Annotated in this window: 20 protein-coding genes and 1 tRNA gene; 4 read left to right on the top strand and 17 right to left on the bottom strand. The window is 75.1% G+C overall.

Going from position 1 to position 22227, the window contains the following annotated elements:
* Positions 1-87 precede the first annotated feature (87 nt).
* Genes AB0N29_RS11400 through rsmI form a run of 3 tightly spaced genes read right to left on the bottom strand, consistent with a single transcriptional unit; the run spans position 88 to position 2635 of the window.
* Positions 88-954 carry a TatD family hydrolase gene (locus AB0N29_RS11400; RefSeq protein ID WP_364866720.1) on the bottom strand — a complete coding sequence of 289 codons (867 nt, stop codon included), beginning with the start codon at positions 952-954 and terminating at the stop codon, positions 88-90.
* Positions 951-1793 (bottom strand): alpha/beta fold hydrolase, encoded by an 843-nt coding sequence (locus tag AB0N29_RS11395; RefSeq protein ID WP_302269685.1) that lies wholly within the window; start codon positions 1791-1793, stop codon positions 951-953. The genes AB0N29_RS11400 and AB0N29_RS11395 overlap by 4 nt, the downstream gene beginning before the upstream one ends.
* Positions 1794-1795: 2 nt before the next feature.
* Entirely contained in the window at positions 1796-2635 is an 840-nt protein-coding gene (rsmI, locus tag AB0N29_RS11390) for a 16S rRNA (cytidine(1402)-2'-O)-methyltransferase (protein WP_364866717.1), read from the bottom strand.
* A gap of 67 nt (positions 2636-2702) precedes the next feature.
* Here rsmI and AB0N29_RS11385 point away from each other — a divergent pair, with 67 nt between their 5' ends.
* A complete protein-coding gene (locus AB0N29_RS11385; RefSeq protein WP_364866714.1) occupies positions 2703-4343 on the top strand; it encodes a phospholipid carrier-dependent glycosyltransferase in 1641 nt (546 codons plus the stop codon).
* Between the two features lie 89 nt (positions 4344-4432).
* Positions 4433-4843, top strand: a complete 411-nt coding sequence (locus AB0N29_RS11380; RefSeq protein WP_364866713.1) for a PPOX class F420-dependent oxidoreductase — start codon at positions 4433-4435, stop codon at positions 4841-4843.
* A 541-nt stretch (positions 4844-5384) separates the two neighbouring features.
* On the opposite strand, the gene AB0N29_RS11375 is transcribed toward AB0N29_RS11380, so the two are convergent.
* The 3 genes from AB0N29_RS11375 to AB0N29_RS11365 are packed head-to-tail and all read right to left on the bottom strand — an operon-like array spanning position 5385 to position 8193.
* Positions 5385-5519: a hypothetical protein gene (locus tag AB0N29_RS11375; protein WP_302269681.1), complete on the bottom strand. Its 135-nt coding sequence runs from the start codon at positions 5517-5519 to the stop codon at positions 5385-5387.
* Positions 5520-5560: 41 nt separating this feature from the next.
* Positions 5561-6052, bottom strand: a complete 492-nt coding sequence (locus tag AB0N29_RS11370) for a hypothetical protein (RefSeq protein ID WP_364866711.1) — start codon at positions 6050-6052, stop codon at positions 5561-5563.
* On the bottom strand, positions 6052-8193 hold the full coding sequence (locus AB0N29_RS11365; RefSeq protein WP_364866709.1) for a DEAD/DEAH box helicase: 2142 nt from the start codon (positions 8191-8193) through the stop codon (positions 6052-6054). Before AB0N29_RS11365 ends, AB0N29_RS11370 begins: the two co-directional genes overlap by 1 nt.
* A gap of 292 nt (positions 8194-8485) precedes the next feature.
* On the opposite strand from AB0N29_RS11365, the gene AB0N29_RS11360 reads away from it, so the two are divergent.
* Positions 8486-8890, top strand: coding sequence for a ChaB family protein (locus AB0N29_RS11360; protein ID WP_364866707.1), 405 nt, complete (start codon positions 8486-8488; stop codon positions 8888-8890).
* Between the two features lie 53 nt (positions 8891-8943).
* Here AB0N29_RS11360 and AB0N29_RS11355 read toward each other — a convergent pair whose 3' ends face one another.
* The 10 genes from AB0N29_RS11355 to AB0N29_RS11310 form a co-directional block, all read right to left on the bottom strand.
* Positions 8944-11532 carry a DUF4153 domain-containing protein gene (locus AB0N29_RS11355; RefSeq protein ID WP_364866705.1) on the bottom strand — a complete coding sequence of 863 codons (2589 nt, stop codon included), beginning with the start codon at positions 11530-11532 and terminating at the stop codon, positions 8944-8946.
* Entirely contained in the window at positions 11529-12227 is a 699-nt protein-coding gene (locus AB0N29_RS11350) for a response regulator transcription factor (protein WP_302269675.1), read from the bottom strand. The genes AB0N29_RS11355 and AB0N29_RS11350 overlap by 4 nt, the downstream gene beginning before the upstream one ends.
* Before the next feature lie 100 nt (positions 12228-12327).
* The gene (locus AB0N29_RS11345; protein WP_364866703.1) at positions 12328-12960 is read right to left on the bottom strand and encodes a DUF2510 domain-containing protein; all 633 of its coding nucleotides are present in this window, start codon (positions 12958-12960) and stop codon (positions 12328-12330) included.
* A 545-nt stretch (positions 12961-13505) separates the two neighbouring features.
* A tRNA-Ala gene (locus AB0N29_RS11340) sits at positions 13506-13581 on the bottom strand.
* A gap of 68 nt (positions 13582-13649) precedes the next feature.
* Positions 13650-14525: a hypothetical protein gene (locus tag AB0N29_RS11335; protein ID WP_364866701.1), complete on the bottom strand. Its 876-nt coding sequence runs from the start codon at positions 14523-14525 to the stop codon at positions 13650-13652.
* A gap of 167 nt (positions 14526-14692) precedes the next feature.
* A complete protein-coding gene (locus AB0N29_RS11330; RefSeq protein ID WP_364866699.1) occupies positions 14693-15292 on the bottom strand; it encodes a GNAT family protein in 600 nt (199 codons plus the stop codon).
* Positions 15289-15783, bottom strand: coding sequence for a molybdenum cofactor synthesis domain-containing protein (locus tag AB0N29_RS11325; protein WP_302271570.1), 495 nt, complete (start codon positions 15781-15783; stop codon positions 15289-15291). Before AB0N29_RS11325 ends, AB0N29_RS11330 begins: the two co-directional genes overlap by 4 nt.
* Positions 15784-15815: 32 nt before the next feature.
* The gene (gene moaC, locus AB0N29_RS11320) at positions 15816-16304 is read right to left on the bottom strand and encodes a cyclic pyranopterin monophosphate synthase MoaC (protein WP_364866696.1); all 489 of its coding nucleotides are present in this window, start codon (positions 16302-16304) and stop codon (positions 15816-15818) included.
* Positions 16304-17539: a gephyrin-like molybdotransferase Glp gene (gene glp, locus AB0N29_RS11315; RefSeq protein WP_364866694.1), complete on the bottom strand. Its 1236-nt coding sequence runs from the start codon at positions 17537-17539 to the stop codon at positions 16304-16306. Before glp ends, moaC begins: the two co-directional genes overlap by 1 nt.
* Entirely contained in the window at positions 17532-18947 is a 1416-nt protein-coding gene (locus tag AB0N29_RS11310) for a UTP--glucose-1-phosphate uridylyltransferase (protein ID WP_364866692.1), read from the bottom strand. Before AB0N29_RS11310 ends, glp begins: the two co-directional genes overlap by 8 nt.
* A 23-nt stretch (positions 18948-18970) precedes the next feature.
* Between AB0N29_RS11310 and AB0N29_RS11305 the strand changes: the two genes are divergently transcribed.
* Positions 18971-19564, top strand: coding sequence for a 5-formyltetrahydrofolate cyclo-ligase (locus tag AB0N29_RS11305; RefSeq protein WP_364866690.1), 594 nt, complete (start codon positions 18971-18973; stop codon positions 19562-19564).
* Here AB0N29_RS11305 and AB0N29_RS11300 read toward each other — a convergent pair.
* On the bottom strand, positions 19536-22187 hold the full coding sequence (locus AB0N29_RS11300) for a penicillin acylase family protein (protein WP_364866688.1): 2652 nt from the start codon (positions 22185-22187) through the stop codon (positions 19536-19538). The two genes, AB0N29_RS11305 and AB0N29_RS11300, sit on opposite strands and share 29 nt — an antisense overlap.
* Between the last annotated feature and the right edge of the window lie 40 nt (positions 22188-22227).

The raw sequence follows: 22227 nt of genomic DNA, 5'->3' as shown, positions 1-22227 counted from the left end.
CCGGAGAGACGATCGCAAACCCTCGTCCACCGTTGTGGGCAGGCTCTCAGTGCATTGATCAGGGCTCTCAGGGGCGGTCCGACCGGGTCACCAGGGCCCTCCGAAGGCCTCCTCGGTCGAGGCGTCGATGGCCACGCAGAGGTCCTCGAGGTCGTCCCCGCGGACCTCCGCCATCGCTCGGACGGTGAGCGGGACGAGGTAGGAGGCGTTCACCTGGCCGCGGTGCGGGTGCGGGGTGAGGTACGGCGCGTCGGTCTCCACGAGCACCCGGTCGCGCGGGGTCACGACCAGCGCGTCGCGCAGCGGCTGGGCGTTCCTGAACGTCACGGTGCCCGCGAAGGAGAGGTAGGCCCCGCGGTCCAGGCAGGCGCGCGCGAAGGCGGCGTCGCCGGAGAAGCAGTGCATCACCCAGCGCTCGGGCGCGCGCTCCTCGTCGAGGACGCGCAGCACGTCCTCGTGGGCGTTGCGGTCGTGGATGACGAGGGTCTTGTCCAGCCGCTTGGCCAGGTCGACGTGCCGGCGGAACGACTCCACCTGCACCGCGCGCCCCTCCTCGCCGGTCCGGAAGTGGTCGAGACCGGTCTCCCCCACCGCCCGCACCTTCGGGTGGGCACCGGCCAGCGCCTCGATCTCGGCCATCGCGGTGTCGAGGTCGGTGCCCTGCGCCACCAGCCGCGGCGCCTCGTTGGGGTGCAGCGCGACCCCGGCGACGAGCGCGTCGTACGTCGCCGCCGCCTCGACCGCCCACCGGGCGCCGGGCAGGTCGCAGCCGATCTGGACGATCCGGGGCACGCCGACCGCCGCGGCGGCGGCGATCGCGGGGGCCACGTCGACCTGCGCGCCCGGGCCGTCCGGGGCCTCGCCCCGGGTGATGTCGAGGTGGCAGTGGTTGTCGACGACAGGCGCCGGGAGCGGGTCGGGGACGGGCGGGCGGTCCGAGGGCCGCCCGCTCACGTGCCGGCCACCCGCTCGAGGACCGCCTCGGCCAGCGCCTCCGGCGCGTGCGTCGGGATCCAGTGGCTGACCCCCTCGAGCACGACCAGCTCGTACGGCGCGTCGACGTGCTCGCCGGTCAGCTCGGCGCCGCGGCGGTCCAGCGCGGTGTCGCCGCTGCTCCACACCAGCGTCGTGGGGACCCGGACAGTGCGGCCGAGGACCGAGCGGTCGGAGAGCGGGAGCGCCCGGTAGTAGCCGAGCGCGTGCGGCAGCGCCCCGGTCGCCACGACCTCCTCCTGGACCCGCGAGACGTCCTCGCGCGACATGCCCGTCGCGATCATCGCCCGCTCCAGGAAGCGCCCGCCGGAGAGGCCCAGCAGCAGCTCGGGCAGGCGCGGCACCTGGAAGAGCCCGATGTACCAGGACCGCAGGGCCTGCGGCGAGGAGGTCATCGAGCGGCGGAACGCCGCGGGGTGCGGGACCGAGACGGCGGTCAGCGTCCGGATGAGGTCGGGGTGAAGACCGGCGACGGTCCAGGCGACGATCGCCCCCCAGTCGTGGCCGACCAGGTGCACCGGGCGGCCGATCGTGCGCACCAGCGCCTCGACGTCGCCGGCGAGCAGCTCGGTGCGGTAGTGCCTGCGTCCCTCGGGCCGGGCGCCCGGGGAGTAGCCGCGCTGGTCCAGCGCGTAGGTCCGCAGGCCGGCCGCGTGCAGCAGCGGCTCGACGTGCCGCCACGACGTCGCGCGCTCGGGGAAGCCGTGCAGCAGGACGACGGGGTCGCCGTCCTCCGGGCCGCTGTCGTGGACGTCGAAGGTCAGGCCCTCGTGGTGGAACCGCTCCAGTCGTGCGCTCATGCTCATCCCTCTCCCCGGTGGACCAGGTCGTAGACCTCCCGCTTCGGCACCCCGGCCAGGCGGGCCACCTCGACGATGGCCTCCTTGCGGCTGGTGCCGGCGGCCTCGCGCTCGGCGACGGCCGCCCGCAGGCTCGCCGGGTCGGTGCCCACCTCGGCGACCGGCGACGCGCCCTGCACGACGACGGTCACCTCGCCCCGCACGCCCTCGGCCGCCCACGCGACGAGGTCGGCGAGCGGGCCGCGGCGTACCTCCTCGTGGGTCTTGGTCAGCTCGCGGCACACCGCGGCGGGCCGGTCCCCGCCGAACGCCTCGGCCATCGCGGCCAGCGCCGTCCCCGTGCGGTGGGGGGCCTCGAAGAACACCATCGTCCGCTCCTCCGCGGCGAGCCCGGCCAGCCGCCGCGCCCGTTCGCCGGCCTTGCGCGGCAGGAAGCCCTCGAAGCAGAACCGGTCGACCGGGAGCCCGGAGACCGCCAGCGCGGTCAGCACCGCGGAGGGCCCGGGCACGGCGGTCACGTGCACGTCGTGCTCGACGGCCGCGGCGACGAGGCGGTAGCCGGGGTCGGAGACGCTCGGCATGCCGGCGTCGGTCACGAGCAGCACCCGGTCGCCGTTCAGCAGCGCCTCGAGCAGGACCGGCGTGCGGGCGGACTCGTTGCCCTCGAAGTACGACACCACCCGGCCGCCGACGGTGACGCCGAGGTCGGAGGTGAGCCGCTTGAGCCGCCGGGTGTCCTCGGCGGCGACGACGTCGGCGCCCGCGAGCTCCTCGGCCAGCCGGGGCGGCGCGTCGGCCACCCGCCCGATGGGGGTGGCGGCGAGGACGAGGACGCCGGTCATGGGCCGATCATGGCAGCCGCCCGTCAGCGCCCCGACGGTCGTGTCCTCCCCCGTAGAGTCCTGCCCCGTGGCGGCGGCGAGGACGGTCCGGGCGCGGGTCGAGGACCCGGTGGTCTCGTGGACCGCGGCGATCGCGCTCGCGCTGGTCGCGCTGGCCCTGCGGCTGTGGAACCTCGGCGAGCCGCGCGAGTTCGAGTTCGACGAGACCTACTACGCCAAGGACGCCTGGTCGCTGGCCAACCACGGCTACGTCCGCGACTACGTCGACGACGCGAACGAGCAGATCCTCGCCGGGACCACCGAGGGCCTGTGGGAGTCCGAGCCCTCGATGATCGTCCACCCCGAGGTGGGCAAGTGGCTGATCGGGATCGGCGAGCGGCTCTTCGGCATGGACCCGTTCGGCTGGCGGGTCGCCTCGGCCGTCGTCGGCGCGCTGATGGTGCTGGTGATGGTGCGGCTCGTCCGGCGGATGACCGGCTCCACAGTGCTCGGCCTGACCGCCGGGCTGCTGCTGAGCCTGGACGGGCTGCACTTCGTGCTGTCCCGGCTCGCGCTCCTCGACATCTTCCTGGCCTTCTTCACCCTCTGCGCCGTCGCGTGCGTGGTCGCCGACCGGGACTGGTACCGCGCCCGGCTGGCCGCGCTCGCCCCCGACCCGGTCACCAGCGGCTGGGGCCCGGTCCGCGGGCTGCTGTGGCGGCCCTGGCTGCTCGGGGCCGGGGTCTGCTTCGGCCTGGCGCTCGGCACCAAGTGGACCGCGGCGTACCCCCTGGCCGCCTTCGGCATCCTGGTCTGGGCCTGGAGCGCGGGGGCCCGCCGGGCGGCGGGCGTGCGGCGGGCGACCCTGCGCTCGGCGCTCGTCGACGGCGTCCCGGCGTTCGCGTGGATGGTGCTCGTCGCGATGGTCGTGTACGTCGCGTCGTGGACCGGCTGGCTGGTGCACGCCCCGGAGTACGAGCAGAGCCTGTCCTCCACCCAGTACACCCGCTACTCCGGCACCGGCCAGTGCGAGGGCGACTCGTTCGTCGACGGGGCGCCGGAGGAGGGGAGGCGCTGGCCGACCGCCACCGAGCCCGACGCCTCCGGCCCGGCCGAGGCCGTGCAGTCGCTGAGGTCGCTGTGGAGCTACCACCAGGACCTGTTCACCTTCCACACCCACTTCCTCAGCTGCAGCTCGCACACCTACGCCTCGAAGCCGTCGGGCTGGCTGCTGATGAACCGGCCGGTCGGCGTCGCGGCCGACACCGGGATCGAGCCGGGCACCCGGGGCTGCGACGCACCGGAGGGCAGCGACTGCCTGCGCCAGGTGCTGCTGCTGGGCACCCCGGTCCTGTGGTGGGGCGGGCTGCTCGCCCTGCTCGTCGCCGTCGCCACCTGGGTCGGCGCCCGGGACTGGCGGGCGGGCGTGGCCGTGGTGGGGACGGCGTCGACCTGGCTGCCCTGGCTGCAGTACGACGACCGGCCGATCTTCCTGTTCTACGTCTCGCTCTCGCTGCCGTTCGTCGTGATCGCGATCGTGCTCGCCATGGGCAGGTCGGTCGGGCCCTCGCGCGTCCCGACCCCACGCCGGACGGTCGGCGTGGTGCTCTCGGGCTCCTTCGTCGTGCTGGTGCTGCTGAACTTCGCCTGGTTCTGGCCGGTCTACACCAACGGGCTGCTCACGCACTCGGAGTGGCTCGACCGGATCTGGTTCCAGCGCTGGATCTAGCGCTGGATCGAGCGCTTGATCGAGCGCTGGGTCCAGCGCTGGGTCCGGCCGGACGGGTGCCCGCCCGCCGGCGGGTAGCGTCACCGTCCGTGAGCTCCTTCCGGCCCGGTTGGTCGTCCCTGCCCGCCCCGCTCGCACAGATGTGGACCGAGCGGCACCTGTGCACGCTCACCACGCTGCGGCCCGACGGCCGCCCGCACGTCGTCCCGGTCGGCTGCGTGCTGGACCCGGAGCAGCAGTGCGCCTGGGTGATCTCCTCGCGCACCTCCCGCAAGGTGCGCAACCTGCTCGCCGCCCCCGGTCCGGTCGCGGTGTGCCAGGTCGACGGGGCCCGCTGGTCGACGCTCGAGGGGACGGCCGTGGTCACCTCCGACGCCGGCGACGTGGCGCGCGCCGTCGAGCGGTATGCCGGCCGCTACCGCCAGCCGCGCGAGAACGCCGAGCGGGTGGCGCTGCGGATCTCCGTCGACCGGTTCCTGGGGTCGCGCGGGCTGTTCTGACCGTCTCGGCCGGGGGCCGCCCCGGCCGGCTCCCACCGGGGGCGGCCCAGCGCGGGTCGATCCGCACCAGTCCGGCCACCGCCAGCGCGCCGAGCGCCAGCCCGCCGACCGCGAGGTACGGCGCGGCGAGGCCCCAGCCGAGCAGCGCTCCCTGGTAGCCGGTGAAGGCCAGGCCGTCGCCCACGACGCGGGCCTCGACGTCCTCGCCGGCGCGCGGCTCCGGCCCGCCGTACCGGTCGCTCACCTCGCCCTCGACGACCGCGTCGCCGTCCCGCCACGTCGCGTCGCAGGTGCGTGGGTCCCCCGGCGGCGGCCCGGTGCGGCACTCGGCACCGGCGGCGACCCGGGCGAGGACCGTGCGCTCGTCGGTCCACCCGGAGGCCGAGCCGTGCATGAACGCCCACACCGGGGCGCCGAGCAACACCAGGGTCACCGCCAGGACCAGCAGCCCCAGCAGCACCCGCGCGAGGGGCGGGGAGGGGTCGACGGGCGCGTTCACGCCCGCATCGTCCCAGGTCAGGCCCGCCGCGGCGGCGGGCGGTCAGGCACCCGCGGGGGACGGCTCCGTCGGCGGGGTGTCGGGCGTGGGGATCGGCGAGGTGGCCGGGTCGGTGCTCGGCACGATGTCGGGATCGGGGTCGGTCAGGGGCTCGGGGGTCAGCGGTTCGGTGGTCATGCCCGGTCCGGTACCCGCCGGCACCGCTGCGCACCGGCGGATCAGTAGTCCGCGAGGTTCCCGCAGCTGGTGCCCCCGGGCCCGTCGACGACCAGGGCTGCGCCGTCCTCGAGGTCCGCCATGGTCAGGTCCAGCTCGGCGTCCAGCAGGCCCGAGCCGGTCTCCCCCACCTCGAGGTCGGGGAGGTCGGGCAGGCCGGCGCCCTGCTCGTCCTGGCCGGCCTCCGCCTGCTCGTCGCAGGTCGTGCCCGGCAGCAGCGCGACGGTCCAGGTGCCGGTGTCGGCCTCCTTGACCCGCACCTCGAGCCGCACGCCGTCGCCGGACGGCGCGATCTCGGCGCGGCCGAGCGCGGGTCCGTCGCCGTCGGGCGTCGGCAGCGTCGCGGTGATCCGCTCGGCCGACCGGTAGGAGCCCGACCCGTCCGGCCCGACCGGCAGCGGCTCGGGCTCGGAGGAGCAGCCGGCCAGGGCCAGCGCCGCGAGCACCGCCACGGCGCCCGCGCCCGTCGTACGACGCCGCCGGCCGGTCCGCATCAGGCGGCGTCCCCGCGCTTGACCAGCGCGTCGGTCAGCATCGCGACCAGGGCCTCGAGCTGGATGTCGGCGCTGTTGGGCAGCTCGGTGTCGGACCCGTCGAGCGCGCGGGCGGCGAGGCCGGCCTTGCTGTCGATGAGCTCGGCGATCCGGGTGTCGAGGGTCTGCGCGGCGATGATCCGCCAGGCGGTGACCGGCTCCTCCTGCCCGATGCGGTGGATGCGGTCGATCGCCTGGGTCTGCTCGGCGTCGGTCCACGACAGCTCGGCCAGCACCAGGTTGGAGGCGACCTGCAGGTTGAGCCCGACGCCGGCCGCGGTCAGCGAGCAGACGACGATCTCGACCTCGGGGTCGTTGACGAACGCGTCGATGTTGCGCTGCCGGGCCTGGGAGGTCTGGTCGCCGCGGATGGAGGAGTACCGGATCCCGCGGCGGGCGAAGGTGTCCTCGGCGACGTCCATCACGTCGACGTGCTTGGCGAAGAACACCACCTTGCCCACGTTGCGCGCGAGCTGGGCGGCGTAGTCGGCGGCGAGCCCGGCCTTGGCCTGGCCGATGCGGCGCATCATCCCGAAGACGTTCTCGCCCGAGGTGTTGTCGGTGGTGTCCTCGCGCTCCCACGTCGCGACGCGGCGCACCAGCTCGTGGTCGATGCCCTCGACGGTCTGGCCCGACGTGCGGGTGGCCAGCGCGGTGTCGTACCGCTCCACGAGGCGGCGCGCGAGCTCGCGCTCGGCGGCGCGGATGGAGCGGCCGGCCTCGTCGTCGAGCTCGACCGGGAGGTCGGCGACCCGGCGGGCGGGGATGTCGGCGGCGACGTCGACCTTGCGGCGGCGCACGATGCCCATGTCGATGACGCAGCGGCGCGCCGCGGGGTAGAACGGCGGGTCGGCCGGGGTCAGCCCGGTGTCCTCGAGGGCGTCCATGAGCCGGCCCAGCGGGCGCTTGTCGTCGATCCAGCCGAGGAACTGCCAGATCGCGCGGAAGTCCTCGATGTCGTTGATCAGCGGCGTGCCGGTCAGCGCCATCATCAGCGGCCGGCCGATGCGCTGGCGGATCCGGTCGGAGAGCTGCAGCACGTGCTGGGAGCGCTGCGAGGTCTTGTTCTTGATGAAGTGCGCCTCGTCGACGACCATCCCGCGGAAGCCGAAGTCCCCGAGCCAGCCTACGTGGCGGTCGAGCACCTCGTAGTTGACGACCACGATGTCGGCGAAGCCGTCGACGTTCGCGCCGTCGCCGTGGATGACGGTCACGGGGCGGTTGGGCACCCACAGACCGGCCTCGCGGGCCCAGTTGGTCTTCACGACGTTCGGCACGACGACCAGCAGCGGGAACGCCTCGGCGGCCTGCGCGGCCAGCAGGGCCTGCGCGGTCTTGCCCAGGCCGGGCTCGTCAGCGAGCAGGAAGGTGCGGTGTCCCTTCGCGGCCGCGGCCACCAGCTGCGCCTGGTGCGGCATCAGCTCGCGGTCACCCGGGACCTTGACCTCCTCGGGGTCCGGGAGCGGCATGCAGGACACGGCCCCGGCGCCGCCGTACTCGAAGGAGCGGAAGAGCGGGCCGAGCAGCTCCCAGGTCGCCAGCCGGCGGGGGTGGCTGGCACGGGCCTCGGCGACGCTGAAGTCGGGGGCCAGGAACGGGTTGGCGAGCTGGCGGGCGATGACCGACTGCGGCACGACGCGGCGCTCGGTGACCGGTGTGCCGACCAGCGCCTCCTCGGCCTCGGGCTCGGACTCGGGGTCCGGCTCCATCCCGGCGGCGCGGAGCATCCGCAGCTTCAGCTCGTGGGCGGAGTCGGAGACCTGCGCGTCCTCGGCCAGCAGCGAGAGCAGCGAGGTGTCGCGGGCGGTGGTCTTGGCCAGGATCGTGCCGATGCCGTCGAGCCGCTTGAGCTGCTCGGCCTTCTTGGCCTCGGTCTGCTCGGTGTCGGCCTTGACGCGCGAGCGCTCCTCGCGGGCGAGCAGGGCGACGACCTGGAACTTCGTGCGCGCCGACGGGCTGACCGTGCCGCGCTGGGCACTGGCCTCGACCTCGCGCACGGCGCGGGCGAGGACCGGGATCAGTCCCTCGTTGTCGAGCTCCCGTGCGCGGCGGCGCGGGGCGTTGCGGGGCGCGCCGGTCCGGCGCTGGCCTCCTCGAGCCAAAGCCTTCTCCTCCCGGTGCCGTGCACGAGCACGGCGGGACACCGACACCGCACGCGCTGCCGGCCGCTGCTGCGGGGGCGAGGCGACGACTGGCGAGGCAGACGTCCGCACGCGGTGTGGATCTGGCGACCACCGGTCGGTGGCCGCGGCTCCGGTCCTGCGACGACGGCGGAGGTACGTCGCGGACCGGCCCGTCCACTGTAGCGCGCGGTCACCCCGCGTGCGGGATCGGCGTGCCTACCGGTGGGTACCAGGCCCGCACACCACCGTCCGATGCGTCCAGGAGGCCACGATGCCCGCCAAGGAAGAGCTGCCCTCGACCATCCAGCGCTCGCCGAAGAAGGCCCAGCGCACTTGGTCCAAGGCTCACGACAGCGCTGTCGACGAGTACGGCGAGGGCGAGCGCGCGCACCGCACCGCGTTCGCCGCGCTCAAGCACTCCTTCGAGAAGGTCGGCGACCACTGGGAGGCCAAGGACGGGAAGGGCCCGTCCGACAAGCAGGCGAGCAAGTCCGGCGGCTCCGCGCGCGAGGGCGGGAGGACCGCCGAGGGCGTCGACGCCAACGCCAGCAAGAAGCACCTGATGGACCTCGCGAAGAAGCTCGACATCTCCGGCCGCTCGACGATGAAGAAGGACGAGCTGGTCGAGGCGATCAAGAAGGCGAACCGCAAGGAGACCCGCAAGAGCCGGTCCTGAGCCGGTCCTGAGCCGGTCCTGAGCCGGTCCTGAGCCGGTCCTGGGCCGGCCCGCTAGTCCACCGTCGTCCGGGACGCGCACCCCGCGGCCGGCTCGGTGAGGGTCGCGCCGGCCAGCGCGTCGTCCGCGCGCGACCGCCCGAGGTTCCATTCCCACACGTCGCCGTCCTGCCCGGTCCGCTCGCGGCCGGCCAGCACGCACGCGCGCAGGTCGTCGGGCAGGTCCGCGGAGCGGTCGACCAGCGCGGGCACCGCGTCGTCGGAGAGCCCCTGCAGGTAGGCCGGGTCGAGGCGGCCGGTGTCGGCGTACCGCTCGAGGTTGTGCTCGGCCACCCAGGCGTCGGGGTTGACCGCGGCCAGGCCGAGCAGCGCGACGACGCCGCTGACGAGCGCGAACCGCGGGAACCAGGTCGTCCGCCGGCCGACCAGGCAGGCGAGGAGCACCGCGAGCACGAGCAGCCCCAGCCAGCCCTCGACGACGTCGACGAGCAGGCGCAGGCGGGTGAAGCCGTAGGCCTCCTGGTAGAGGTGCATCCGGTACAGCGCGGAGGCGACCACGACCAGGGTCTCCAGGCAGAGCAGGCCGAGGGCCCCGCGCAGCCACGCCCGGTCGGCGGGGGTCGCCCGGGGCGCCTTCCGGGCGGCGGCCCACACCACCAGGAGGGTGAGCGCGGTGGCGACGGTCAGCTGGCCGAACCCCTGGTGGACGTACTCCGCGTAGGTCAGCCCCGTCGTCCGCCGCAGGTGGTCGTGCCCGGCGAGGACGACGGTCGCCTGCGCGGCGAGGAACACCGCGAAGACGCCGATGACGACCAGGACCGGAGCCAGCCACTCGAACCGGCGCGCGACCGGGCGCGGGCCGCGCTCGGTGCGGTCGACACGCGGGGGGTCGAGGGCGAGGTACGCCGCGGCCAGCACGACGCCGCCGACCGCCACCGTGAGGAAGACCCGCGCCACCAGCAGGTCGGAGGTCAGGTCGGGCACCACCGCGTCGGCCCACCGCGCGAGCAGGGCGTCGGCGGAGACGAGCAGCGCGCCGAACACCACCAGGCCGAGCACCGACCACACGACGGTGCGCAGCACGGCGGCGCCCCGGCCGAGCCCGGTGAGGGTCCCGACCGTGCGGCCCAGCCAGGGCAGCCCGCGCAGGCCGGCCAGCGGCCAGGCCAGGCCCGAGAGCACGATCCCGGCCGCGGTGCGGGCCCGCGTGGCCCCGCACAGCGCCGTGGCCACCCCGGCGAGCAGGCAGAGCACGACGAGCCACTCCGCGTCGCGCAGCAGCGCGGTCGCGGCCAGCAGGAGGGACAGCGCGGCGCAGGCCGCCGTCCAGGGCTCGCGGCGGTGCGGGCTCGCGGCCACCAGCACCCCGCCGGCGGCGAGCAGCACGAGGAACGTCCCGAGGCCCAAGCCGCGGTCGGGCAGCAGCGCCGCCGCCAGCACACCGGTGGCGACCGCGCCGGCGAGCAGCCCGACCCGCGGCGGCACGGCGCGGGCCGGCCAGAACCCCGCGAAGAGCTCGTCGAGCAGGCCGGGCGGGGCCACCGGTCGGTCAGCCGGGTCCGGCCCCTCGGCCGGCTCCTCGGGGGCCTCCCCACCCGGCACCGGGGAGGAGGGAGCCGTGACGGTCACCCGCTCCCGCGGCGCCAGCGGCAGGTCGACCCGCACCCGGGCGCCGCTCCTGTCCGCCTCGGGGTCGACGAACCCGATCGTCCCGCCGTGCAGGTCGCTCACCCACCGGGCGATCGCGAGCCCGAGGCCCGTGCCGCCGGTGCCGTCGCCGGCACCACCGAGGGCGCCGAACCGCTCGAAGACCCGCTCGCGGTCCGTCGTCGGCACGCCCGGTCCCTCGTCGGCGACCTCCAGCAGGTAGCGCTCCCCCGCCTGAACGCCGCTCACCCGCACCTTCGCCCCCGCGGGGCTGTGCCGCGAGGCGTTGTCGAGCAGGTTCGCCACGAGCTGGCGCAACCGCGCCGGGTCGGCGGCGACGACCAGGTCCGCCGGCTCGACGCGCACGTCGTACGACACCGGGCGGCCGAGCACCTTCGCCTCCGCGACGGCGTCGGCCAACAGCCCTGCGAGCCGGACCGGCTGGGGGGTGAGCGGGGCGCGGCCGGCGTCCACCCGGGCGAGGTCGAGGAGGTCCTCGACCAGGCCGCTGGTGCGCTCGGCCTGGTCCAGCGCCGCCTGGAGCGCCGCGGGATCGGCGGGACCGACGCCGTCGACGAGGTTCTCCAGCACCGCCCGCAGGCCGGTCAGCGGCGTCCGCAGCTCGTGGCTGACGTTCGCCACGAGCTCCCGGCGCTGCCGGTCGACGCTGGCGAGCTCGCGGGCCATCGTGTTGAACGCCCGCGCCAACTCGCCCACCTCGTCGCGCGAGGTCTCCGCCACCCGCACGGCGTGGTCGCCGGTCGCCATCCGCCGCGCGGCCGCCGTCATCTGCCGCAGCGGTGAGGTCATGCCGACCGCGAGCAGCTGGGTCACCGCGAGCGCGAGGGCGACGGTGACCGGGATGCCCAGCCAGGCCGGCACGCCCGCGGCCCGGCCCAGCGTGGCGACCGTCGCCGCGACCAGCACGCTGGCCGCGACCAGCAGGCCGAGCTTGACCTTGATCGAGCCGACCGGCGCGAGCGGCTGCGGCGTCACGACGCACCATCCGGGGCGGTCTCGAGGGCGTACCCGACGCCGTGCACGGTCCGGACCCGGTCCGCCCCGATCTTCGCCCGCAGCCCCTTGACGTGGCTGTCGACCGTCCGCGTCCCGGACGCACCGCCCCAGCCCCACACCTCCGCCAGGAGGCGCTCGCGGGTGACGACCGCGCCGGGCGTCGCCGCCAGGCACAGGAGCAGGTCGAACTCGGTCGGCGTCAGCCGCACCTCCTCCTGCCCGCGCCACACCCGCCGGGCCGGTGCGTCGACCCGTAGGTCCCCCACCTCGAGGGCCCGACGGCCCGCCAGCTCACCGGCCCGCTCGACGCGGCGCAGCAGGGCGGCCACCCGGGCGACCAGCTCGCGCATCCGGAACGGCTTGGTCAGGTAGTCGTCGGCCCCGACCGCCAGCCCCACGAGGACGTCGGCCTCCTCCGCACGCGCGGTGAGCATCAGCACCGGCACCGGCCGGTCGGCCTGGATCCGCCGGCACACCTCGTGGCCGTCGAACCCGGGCAGCATCAGGTCGAGCACGACCAGGTCGGGCGCGTGCTCGGCGTACGCCGCCACGCCGCCGGGCCCGTCGACGGCCCGGACCACGTCGTACCCCTCCGCGGTCAGGCGGTCGGCGAGGGCCTGGTTGATCACCGGGTCGTCCTCGACGACGAGGACGCGACGGCGTGCGCTGCTCATGACCGCGAGCGTAGGAGCGCGGGGCGCCGGGAGCAGGGGACGACGTGTGCAGATCCTGTGCAGATCGGCCGACAGGGCGGGCCGGGTGGGGCCCAGCGGGTCAGCCGGTGGCCCCGGTGGTGGCCTCGTAGTGGACGAAGTAGTCGCCCTCGGAGTCCACCGTCACGCCCACGATCACCGGGGTGCTGCGGTCGCCGTCGGACCAGGTGCCGGTCCCCCGGCAGGTGAGCACCGTCGCCTCCTCCGGGCCGGTCGGCACCTCGACGCTCCCGCGCGCGTCCACGACGACCTCGACGTCGCGCACGTCGAGCAGGCGCACCGGCGGGGCCTGCTCCTCGCTGATCCGCACCGCCTCCTCGACCGTGGTCCCGCACGCCTCCTCGATACCCAGGTCGGCGAAGGCGGGGTCGCCGGAGGCGGCCAGGTCGTCGCCCCAGACCACGAGGGCGATCGCGACCCCCACCGAGGCCAGGGCGAAGACCGCGGCGCCGAGGCCGATGAGGACCTTGGCGGTCCGACTGGTCCCCGGGACCGCGTGGGTCGGGAGGTGGGGCGGGAGGTGGGGCGGGTACGACGGGTAGGCGGGGTGGTGGGCGGCCGGCTGGGCCGGGTGCGCCGGCTGCGGCCGGACGGGGGCCGTGTGCGGCGTCCAGGCCCGGCCGTCCCACCAGCGCAGCAGCGCCGGCTCGCTGGCGTCCGGGTACCAGCCGGGCGGCGGCGGGGTCGAGGTCACGGCCGCACGCTAGCGGCCCCGGCCGGGCGCCACACCGGACGCGCGACGCCATTGGCCCCGCGCTGCTCGCGCTGCGAGCTCGACGCCCCGGTGAGCAAGGGCTACTTCCGGGGAGCCGAGCTGCACGCGCCTCCGTGATCGGCGGAGCCTCGAGCCAACCCCGAGCCGTCGCACGAGGCACGCCCTCGAACACCACCTGCCTGCAGACTAGGAACGAGGCGCGCCGGGGCGCATCCCGCATCTGGGTAGGACTACCGCGCGGACGCCCCGGGCGGGAAGCGCGGCCCCAGCGGGAGCAGGCACTGCTTCCGCACGCACCTCGTCACCATCGGCCAGGGCAGCTCGCCGCTCCCGACCGCGAACGTCGTCAGGCCCCCCCCGGCTCGCGGTGCCTCTCGACCTGGCGCCACTCCAGCAGGATCTCCGGGGCGAGCGGGCCGCGGAACGCCGTCGACCCGGTGCCACCTCGGGTGCCAGACAGGTCCCGCGGCCGAGATGCAGAACCGCCCCCCGCCTGCTTCGCAGGTGGGGGGCGGTTCTCTGTCTGGTGGAGCTGAGGGGATTCGAACCCCTGACCTTCTCATTGCGAACGAGACGCGCTACCAACTGCGCCACAGCCCCAGTGCGATCCCTGGGCTGGACCCGGGACGCGAGGGAAGACGTTAGCACCCGCTCCGGCGGGCGCCGAATCAGGACCCGACAGCGCGGTGGTCGTCCTCGGCGGAGGCCGCTCCGGCGGCCTTCGCGGCGCGCGCCGCCTGGTCGGCCTCGCGGGCGATCGCCGCGTCGGCGTCGGTGCGACCGGAGGTCCAGACGCCGGTGGCGTCGAGGTCGATGGTGCGGACGGTACGGCGCGGGGCGGCCGGCTTGGTGACGTACGTCGGCAGCGTCACGGGGACCGGCTCCCACAGGGTGGGGTCGACCTCGGCCCGCTCGACCCGCGGCTGGTCCTCGACGCGGACCGCGTCGAAGCCCTGGGTGTCGTCGGCCGCGGGGGCCTGCACAACGGGCTCGGCGACGGGGTCCCCGGCGGGCGCCTCCTCGGCGGGCTCCTCGTCGACCTGCTCCTCCTCGGCCGTCGCGGGACGCGCTCCGGGACGTCGCAGCTGGCCGAGGCCGCGCTCCTGGCGGACCATCAGCCGGCAGGCGACGAGCCACGCGACGAGCACGGCGACGGGCGCGAGGACCCACCAGGGCGAGACCACCGAGGTCGCGGCGAGGGCGACCACCACGGCGTTGAGCACCAGCACGCCGCCGAGCACGCGGCGGCGCCGACGGGCGGCCTGGGCGGCCGCCGCGCGGCGTACGCTCGGCGCGCCGGCGGGGACGGTGACCGACGGCTTGGTGACCACCACGGCGTTGCTCGCCGGGCGGCCCGGGGTGACGACGAGGCGGGCGCCGCGACTGTCGACCGGGTCCCGGCGCGCGAGCACCCGCATGGTGTCGGAGAAGCGGTCGACCGACCGGCTGCGCTGCACGTCGTCGTGGTGCTTGAGCGCCTTCGGGATCAGGTAGACGGCCCAGGCCACCGCCAGGGCGACGAAGATGAGTGCGCTCAGGTCCACGGGTCCGAGACTAGGGACGCGGGCGACGACTGGGGCGGATGTCAAGAGGTGTGTCGCAAATTGCTCCTGTGACTGGAGTGACCGCTGGGTTTCGACGCCGCATGCAACGCGCTGTTCGCCCCGGTGTCGGAACGCTGCAGCGTGCCGACACAGCAGCGGACGTCGCGTTACAGCTGCGGCGCGGCGTCCAGCCGGGCGAGCAGCCCGCCGGGGCACTCCTCGCTGGTGATCGCGTAGAGGCGGTGGTCGCGCCAGGCGCCGTCGATGTGGAGGTAGCGAGGGGCGTAGCCGATCTCGCGGATGCCGAGCTTCTCCACGACGCGCAGCGAGTTGGAGTTCTCGGGCCGGATCGCGACTTCGATCCGGTGCAGGCCGACCGGCCCGAAGCAGTGGTCGATCGCGAGCGCGACGGCCCGCGGCATGATCCCCCGGCCGGCGAAGTCGCGGTCGATCCAGTAGCCGATCGAGGCGAACAGCGCCGAGCCGCGGACCACGTTGTTGACCGTCACCTGCCCGGCGAAGGTGTCGTCGACCTCGACGGCGAAGGGGTACGTCGTGCCCTCCCGGGCCTGGCGGTGCAGGCGCCGGACGAGCGCGCGGTACGACGTGGGGCGGGGGTCGCTGCCCGGGGGGACGGTCGCGTCCCACGGCTGCAGCCAGGCGGCGCTGCGCAGGCGGGCCGCGCGCCAGGGCCCGGCGTCGGCGTAGGACAGCGGTCGCAGCGTGACGCCCTGCGAGGTGAGCCGCGCCGGCCAGGCCCGGGTCACCCCTGGCTCCCCGCGCTCCGCTCGTGGTCGCTGCCGACGACCTGCTCGACCGCGTGCACGAGCAGCGGCTCGAGCACGGCCAGGCCGTCCTTGACGCCGCCGCGCGAACCGGGGAGGTTCACGACCAGGCAGGTACCCACCACCCCGGCCAGCCCCCGGGAGAGCGAGGCGGTCGGGACGCCGTTGGCGACGCCCCGGGCGCGGATCGCCTCGGCGATGCCGGGGACCTCGCGGTCCAGCAGCGGGCGGGTGACGTCGGGGGTCCGGTCGGTGGGCGTCAGGCCGGTGCCACCGGTGGTGAGCACGACCCGGGCCCCGGCGGCCACGGCTGCGCGGACCGCCTCGCCGACGGGTCCGCCGTCGGGCACGACGACCGGCTCGCCGACCTCGAAGCCGAGGTCACGGAGCGCCGCGACGATCAGGGGCCCGGTGGTGTCGTCGTACACCCCGGCGGCCGCGCGGTTCGAGGCCACCACCACGGCGGCCGGCAGGCCGGCGGCCTGCGCGGGCCCCGCGTCGGGGCTCACGGCCGGGCCCAGTCGCCCGACTTGCCGCCGGTCTTGGTCTCGACGCGGACGTCGGTGATGACGGCCGCCTTGTCCACGGCCTTGACCATGTCCACGACCGTCAGCGCGGCGACCGACACCGCGGTGAGCGCCTCCATCTCCACGCCGGTGCGGTCGGTGGTGCGCACCGTCGCGGCGATGTCGACGGAGTCGTCGGTGACGGTCAGGTCGACCGTGACCGCCGACAGCGCCAGCGGGTGGCAGAGCGGGATCAGCGCGGAGGTCTGCTTGGCGCCCATGATGCCCGCGAGCCGGGCCACCGCGAGGGTGTCGCCCTTGGGCACGCCCGCCCCGCGGAGCAGCCCGACGACGTCGGCGGAGACCAGCACCCGTCCGGTGGCGGCGGCGGTGCGGGCGGTGACGTCCTTGGCGGACACGTCGACCATCCGGGCGGCGCCGGCGTCGTCGACGTGGGTGAGCCGGTGCTGCTGCTCGGGGGCGGCCATCAGAACTCCTGGTCGAGGCGGACGACGGAGACGGTGTCGCCCGGCGCCAGCGAGGTGACGTCCTCGGGCACGACGACCAGGCAGTCCGAGGCGGCCAGGTCGCCGATCAGGTGCGAGCCCGGGCCGCCGACCGGAGCGACCTGCAGGCCGGCGCCGGAGTGGTCGAGCGCGCCGCGCAGGAACTGCCGCTTCCCCGCCGGCGAGGTGACGGCGTGGGTGAGGCGTGCGGTCACCTGCGGCCGCGAGCACGGAGCCAGGCCCATCATCTTGCGCAGGGCGGGCAGCACGAAGGTCTCGAAGGAGATGTAGGACGAGACCGGGTTGCCCGGCAGCGTGAAGATCGGGACCCGGTCCTCGCCGACGTGGCCGAAGCCCTGCGGCTTCCCGGGCTGCATCGCGACGGGTCCGAACCACACGCCGCGGGGCCGCAGCGCCTCCTTGACGATGTCGAAGTCGCCCTGGGAGACCCCGCCGGAGGTGACCACGACGTCCGCGCGGACCAGCTGGTCCTCCAGCGCGTCGAGGAAGGCACGCGGCTCGTCGGGGACGATCCCGACCCGGTAGGCGATCGCGCCGGCCCGGCGGGCGGAGGCGGCGAGCAGGAAGGAGTTGCCGTCGTAGATCGAGTCGGTGCCCAGCGGCTGGCCGGGCTCGCGCAGCTCCGAGCCGGTCGAGAGCACGACCACGCGCGGCCGCGGCCGGGACACGACGGTCGGGCGGCCGACGGCGGCGAGCAGCCCGAGGTGGCGCGGGCCCAGCACGGTGCCGGCCTCGACGAGCAGGTCGCCCTCGGCGACGTCCTCCCCCGCCCGGCGCACGTGCTGCCCCAGCGCGGGAGCGCGGTCGACGCGCACCTGCGCGACGCCACGGTCGGTCCACTCGTACGGCACCACGCAGTCGGCCCCGGAGGGCACCGGCGCGCCGGTCATGATCTTGGCCGCCGTGCCCGGGGGCAGGACGAGCAGGCCGGTCGACTGCCCGGCGCCGATCTCGCCGACCACCGGCAGGTGCACCGGGTGCTCGGCGCCGGCGGTGACCACGTCGGCGTGCCGCACGGCGTACCCGTCCATGCCGGAGTTGTCGAAGCCCGGCAGCCGCAGCGTCGAGACGACGTCCTCGGCGGCGGCCAGCCCGAGCGCGTCCATGAGCGGCTGGGGGTGGGCGGCCAGCGGCTCGATGTCGGCGAGCACCCGCTCGAGGTGCTCGTCGACCGAGCGCGGTGCGGGGTCAGCCATGCGTGGCCGCGCCCCCGGAGGTCCCGGCGCCCTCGGCCCCCAGCACGGTGCCGGCGTCGACGCGGCGGTTGGAGCCGCCGTCGAGCGCGACGTCGCCGACGACCTGGACGCCCTTGAGGAACGTCCAGTCGCCGCTGACCCGCAGCGAGGACGCCTCGCGCATCGACGGCGCACCCTCGGGGAAGCGCTTGTCGAACTCGCCGACGAGCTTGTAGTGCTCGGGGTCGAGGTCCACGAACGGGATCCCCTCGGAGACCTGGTCGAGCACGAAGTCCTGGCCGATGTCGTAGACGTCCGAGCGGAGCACCAGCAGGTCGTTGGTCGTCTTCACCGGGACGAACCGGTCGCGGCCGACCTCGATGAGGGTCGAGCCCTCGAAGACCTCGATCGCCGCACCCATCGCGGTCTCGATCTGCACCACCTCGGGCGAGGTCTTGTCGCCCGGGTCGACGTTCTTGACGTTGCGGATCATCGGCAGCCCGAGGATGCCCTCGCGGACGTCGAGCGCCTCCTTCATCGCGCGCAGGTCGAACCACAGGTTGTTGGTGGAGGTGAACCGGTGCCGCTCGAGGTCGGCGAGCGCGGCCTTGTCCTCCTCCAGCGTCTGCGCGGTCTCCCGCAGCACGATCCGGCCGTCGGAGCGGCGGCGGGCGAAGTGGCCGCCCTTGCGGTCCGAGGCGGTGCGCCGCACGGCCTCGATCGCGAACGGCGCGCCGGACTGGGCGAACCAGCCCGCGACGGTCGGGTCGGGAACCGCGCCGAGGTTGTCGGAGTTGGAGACGAAGACCCGCTCGTAGCCGGCCTCGAGGAGCCGGTCGAGCAGCCCGGTGCCGCGCAGGGCGGTGTAGAGGTCGCCGTGGCCCGGCGGGCACCACTCGAGCGCTGGGTCGCGCGGCCAGGAGGCCGGGGTGAGGTCGTCGACCAGCAGCTTGGGCTCCTTGTTCTGCAGGAACTCCAGCGGCAGGCCCTCGACGGGCAGGTCCCCGTAGCGCGCCAGGGCGGCCATGGTGTCGCCCGAGGTGCGGAAGCTGTTCATGAAGATCAGCGGCAGCGTCGCGCCGTGCACCGTGCGCAGGTGCAGCACCTGGCGGGCGATGATGTCGAGGAACGACAGCCCGCGGCGCACGCACAGCAGCGACTTGGCACGGTCCATGCCCATCGACGTGCCGAGACCGCCGTTGAGCTTGATGACCGCGGTCGTGCGCAGCGCCTCCGCGCCCACCTCCGCGGGCAGGTCGACGTCGGCCAACGACTCCATCTCCACCGGCTCGATCGTCGACTCCGGGATCATCCCGGTCTCTCCGTGCTCGAGGAGCCGGTAGTAGTGCGCGAAGGTCTCGATCGCGACCTCGTCCACGCCGGCGGCGAGCATCTTCTCGCGGGCCTTCTGCAGGCCAGGACTACCCATGTCGTCGATCGTAGGCTCGTCGCGTGGACAACCGGCAACTGCCCGCCAAGACGGCCCTGCGCGACCAGGTCCTGGCCGACCGGCGCCGGCGTCCGCTGCTCGAGCTCGGCGAGGCCGCCCGGGCCACCGCCGGCCACCTGCTCGCCGCCCCGGAGGTACGCCGCGCGGCCACCGTGGCGGCGTACGTCTCGATCGGCGTGGAGCCCGGCACGGCCGCGCTGCTGGACGGCCTGACGGCGGCCGGCAAGCGGGTCCTGCTTCCTCGCCTGCTCCCCGACGGGGACCTGGACTGGGGCACCTGGCGCGGCGACACCGCCCTCGCCCCGGCCAGGATGGGCCTGCTGGAGCCGGTCGACTCGCTCGGCGTCGAGGCGGTCGCGACCGCCGACGTGGTGCTCGTGCCGGGCCTGGCGGTCTCGTCGACCGGGATGCGCCTGGGCCGCGGGGGCGGCTCCTACGACCGGGCGCTGGCCCGCGTGCCGGTCGGCACCTGGACCTGCGTGCTGCTGCACGACGGGGAGGTCGGGCTCGACGTCCCCGTCGAGCCGCACGACCGGCCGGTGCTCGCCGCGGCCACGGCCGGCGGGATCACTCGGTTCGGCCCGGCACCAGCCTGAGCACGTCCTCGCCGGCCTCGTCGACGGCCTCGGTCGAGAACGGCCAGGCGATCGTCTCCCCCGTCGCCCACAAGTCGGTCTGGTCGGTGTAGTGCCCGCTCGCGGGGTGGCCGGAGACCCCGGTCAGGTTGATCCAGCGAGAGTCGTCGAGGTCGGCGAGCGACACGACCATCCGCATCGAGGGCACCGCGGTGACGCCGTACCCCTCCGCGGCGTCCCAGGAGGTCGCGTCCACGACCGAGGAGCCGCCCCCGACCTCCCAGTCGCCGCGGTTGACCAGCGCCTCGACCGGCGCGATCCCCGACTCCCCCAGCGTCGCCGAGCGCAGCTCCAGGGTGTGCAGCCCGCCCCACGACCAGTCCTCGGGGTGCAGCGACTGCAGCCGGGTGATCTCGTCGCGGGCGTCGAGCAGCGCCTGCCGCAGGACGTCGTCGCGCCGCTCGACGACGTCCTCGGTCGTCACGTCGTCCCACCAGGGGTCGGCCGGCGCGGCCAGCAGGCGCGCGACGACCGCGAACCAGCGCTGGCCGCCGTCGGGCCACAGCTCCTCGGGCAGCTCGTCGTGGAAGGTGCGCTCGAGCAGGTTGCGCCAGACCACGTTGTAGTACGCCGCGGGCGCACTGTCGGCGGGCTGGGAGCCGTCCCAATCGGCCAGCAGCTCCTGGCCGTCGGAGGCGTAGCCGGGGCGCAGGTCGATGTCGAGCAGGTAGGGCACGAGCGTCCCCGCCATCGGGTTGAGGTCGTCGAGCTGCAGGTCGAGCATCTCCTCGACGGTCAGCTCCCCCTCCTCCTCGAGCAGGTCACGGATGCGCTGGGCGCGGTAGCCGCGGTCCCAGTCCTCGGTCAGCGCGTAGGGGTAGTCCGGGCCGATGACCGCCTGGTTGGCCGTGACGACGAAGCCCTCCTCGGGGTCGAGCACGTTCGGCAGGCCGTCGAACGGCACGCTCTCCTCCGTCCAGTCGTCCTCGGGCCGCCAGCCCTCGGCCGGCCACCGGCCGTCGTTGCCGGACTTGCGCACCGGCACCACGCCCGGCGCCTGGTAGCCGATGTGCCCCGCACGGTCGGCGTACACCAGGTTCTGGGCCGGGACGGCGAAGGAGGAGGCGGCCTCGCGGAAGGACTCCCAGTCCGTCGCGGTGTTCATCGCGATGATCGCGTCGGCCGTCGTCGTGGGCTCGAGCGCCGTCCAGGCCAGCGCGACGCCGTACTCCTGCCCGGCCGCCGCCCCGGTCGCGGCGTCCTCCCCGATCGCGGCGAGGTCGTCGTCGACGTCGGAGAGCAGCGGGCCGTGCCGGGTGGAGCGGACGGTGAGGGTGACCGGGTCGGCGTCGCGGACCTCGATGGTCTCGGTCCGCGTGCGCAGCGGCCGCACCTCCCCGTCGTAGCGGTAGCCGTCGCCGACGACCCGCTCGAGGTAAAGGTCGGTGACGTCCGGGCCGAGGTTGGTGAAGCCCCAGGCGATGTCGGCGTTGTGGCCGATCACCACCCCCGGGACGCCGGAGAAGGTGAAGCCGGCGACCTCCAGCGGGCAGGCCTCCGAGACCGTGCGGCAGTGCAGGCCCATCTGCATCCAGACCCCCGGCACCGACGCCCCGAGGTGCGGGTCGTTGGCCAGCAGCGGCTCACCGGTCGCGGAGTGCTCGCCGTCGACCACCCAGCTGTTGGAGCCGATGCCGTCGCCCCGGCCCAGCCAGGACGGCACCGCGTCCAGCGCGTCGCGCACCCGGCGCAGCGCCGCCCGCTGGCCCGCGCGCGCGTCGGCCCGCCAGGCCGGCCGCTGGGGCAGCCGGGTGCCGCCGGTCGTGGCGTCGGCCTGGAAGACGCCGTCGACGACGGCGCCGCGGCCGACGATCGGCTCGTGCCGGTCGAAGGGGTACGCCGGCCACAGCTCCTCGGCGCGCTCCTCGCCCACCGCGGCCGCCGTCAGCGCCCGGTCGACCTCGTCGCCCATGTTGCCGCGCAGGTCCCACGCCATCGCCTTGAGCCAGGCCAGCGAGTCGACGGGGGTCCAGTCCTCGGGCCGGTAGCCGAGGCCGGAGGCGTTCAGGACGGTGTACTCCACGGCCAGCTCCGACGCCGAGCGCTCGTGGAGGTAGCCGTTCACGCCGGCGGCGTACGCCTCGAGCAGCTGGCGGGTCCGTGGGGCGATGACCGCCAGCTCGCGCTCGGCCACACGCCGCCAGCCCATGGTGCGCACCGCCTCGTCGCTCTCGAGCGCGTCCTCGCCGAACATCTCGGCCAGCCGCCCGGCCGTCGCGTGACGGCGCACGTCCATCTCGAAGAACCGCTCCTGGGCGTGGACGTAGCCCTGCGCACGCACGAGGTCCTCGAGGCTGTCGCCGTAGAGCTGCGGCACGCCGTGCTCGTCGCGCACCACCTCCACGTCGCCCTCGAGGCCGGTCAGCTCGGCCGAGCCCGACGTCTGCGGGAGCGGCCGGCGCACCAGCACCCCGACCGTCACGGTGGCGGCGAGCAGCACCAGGACCAGCCCGCCGGCGACGTACGTCGACAGGCGGGCCCACCGCGGCCAGGCGCGCAGCGCGGCGAGCGGTCGGCGGCGGCGCCGCGTGCTCGCCCCGGCCTCCGGCGGGGAGGTCGGACGGTCGGCCTGCTGGTCGGACATGGTGTGTCATTCTGCCGTGTCCTAGAATTGGCAGTCGCAC

The sequence above is a fragment of the Nocardioides sp. NPDC092400 genome, from assembly GCF_040684155.1.
Taxonomy (GTDB): Bacteria; Actinomycetota; Actinomycetes; order Propionibacteriales; family Nocardioidaceae; genus Nocardioides.
This window is presented reverse-complemented; position numbering and strand designations above follow the sequence as displayed.

Excerpts from the sequence above, each read along its gene's own strand:
- AB0N29_RS11395 (WP_302269685.1), bottom strand. The coding sequence starts at position 1,793 with ATGAGCGCACGACTGGAGCGGTTCCACCACGAGGGCCTGACCTTCGAC.
- rsmI (WP_364866717.1), bottom strand. The coding sequence starts at position 2,635 with ATGACCGGCGTCCTCGTCCTCGCCGCCACCCCCATCGGGCGGGTGGCC.
- AB0N29_RS11375 (WP_302269681.1), bottom strand. The coding sequence starts at position 5,519 with ATGACCACCGAACCGCTGACCCCCGAGCCCCTGACCGACCCCGATCCC.
- AB0N29_RS11370 (WP_364866711.1), bottom strand. The coding sequence starts at position 6,052 with ATGCGGACCGGCCGGCGGCGTCGTACGACGGGCGCGGGCGCCGTGGCG.
- AB0N29_RS11360 (WP_364866707.1), top strand. The coding sequence starts at position 8,486 with ATGCCCGCCAAGGAAGAGCTGCCCTCGACCATCCAGCGCTCGCCGAAG.
- AB0N29_RS11350 (WP_302269675.1), bottom strand. The coding sequence starts at position 12,227 with ATGAGCAGCGCACGCCGTCGCGTCCTCGTCGTCGAGGACGACCCGGTG.
- moaC (WP_364866696.1), bottom strand. The coding sequence starts at position 16,304 with ATGGCCGCCCCCGAGCAGCAGCACCGGCTCACCCACGTCGACGACGCC.
- glp (WP_364866694.1), bottom strand. The coding sequence starts at position 17,539 with ATGGCTGACCCCGCACCGCGCTCGGTCGACGAGCACCTCGAGCGGGTG.
- AB0N29_RS11310 (WP_364866692.1), bottom strand. The coding sequence starts at position 18,947 with ATGGGTAGTCCTGGCCTGCAGAAGGCCCGCGAGAAGATGCTCGCCGCC.
- AB0N29_RS11300 (WP_364866688.1), bottom strand. The coding sequence starts at position 22,187 with ATGTCCGACCAGCAGGCCGACCGTCCGACCTCCCCGCCGGAGGCCGGG.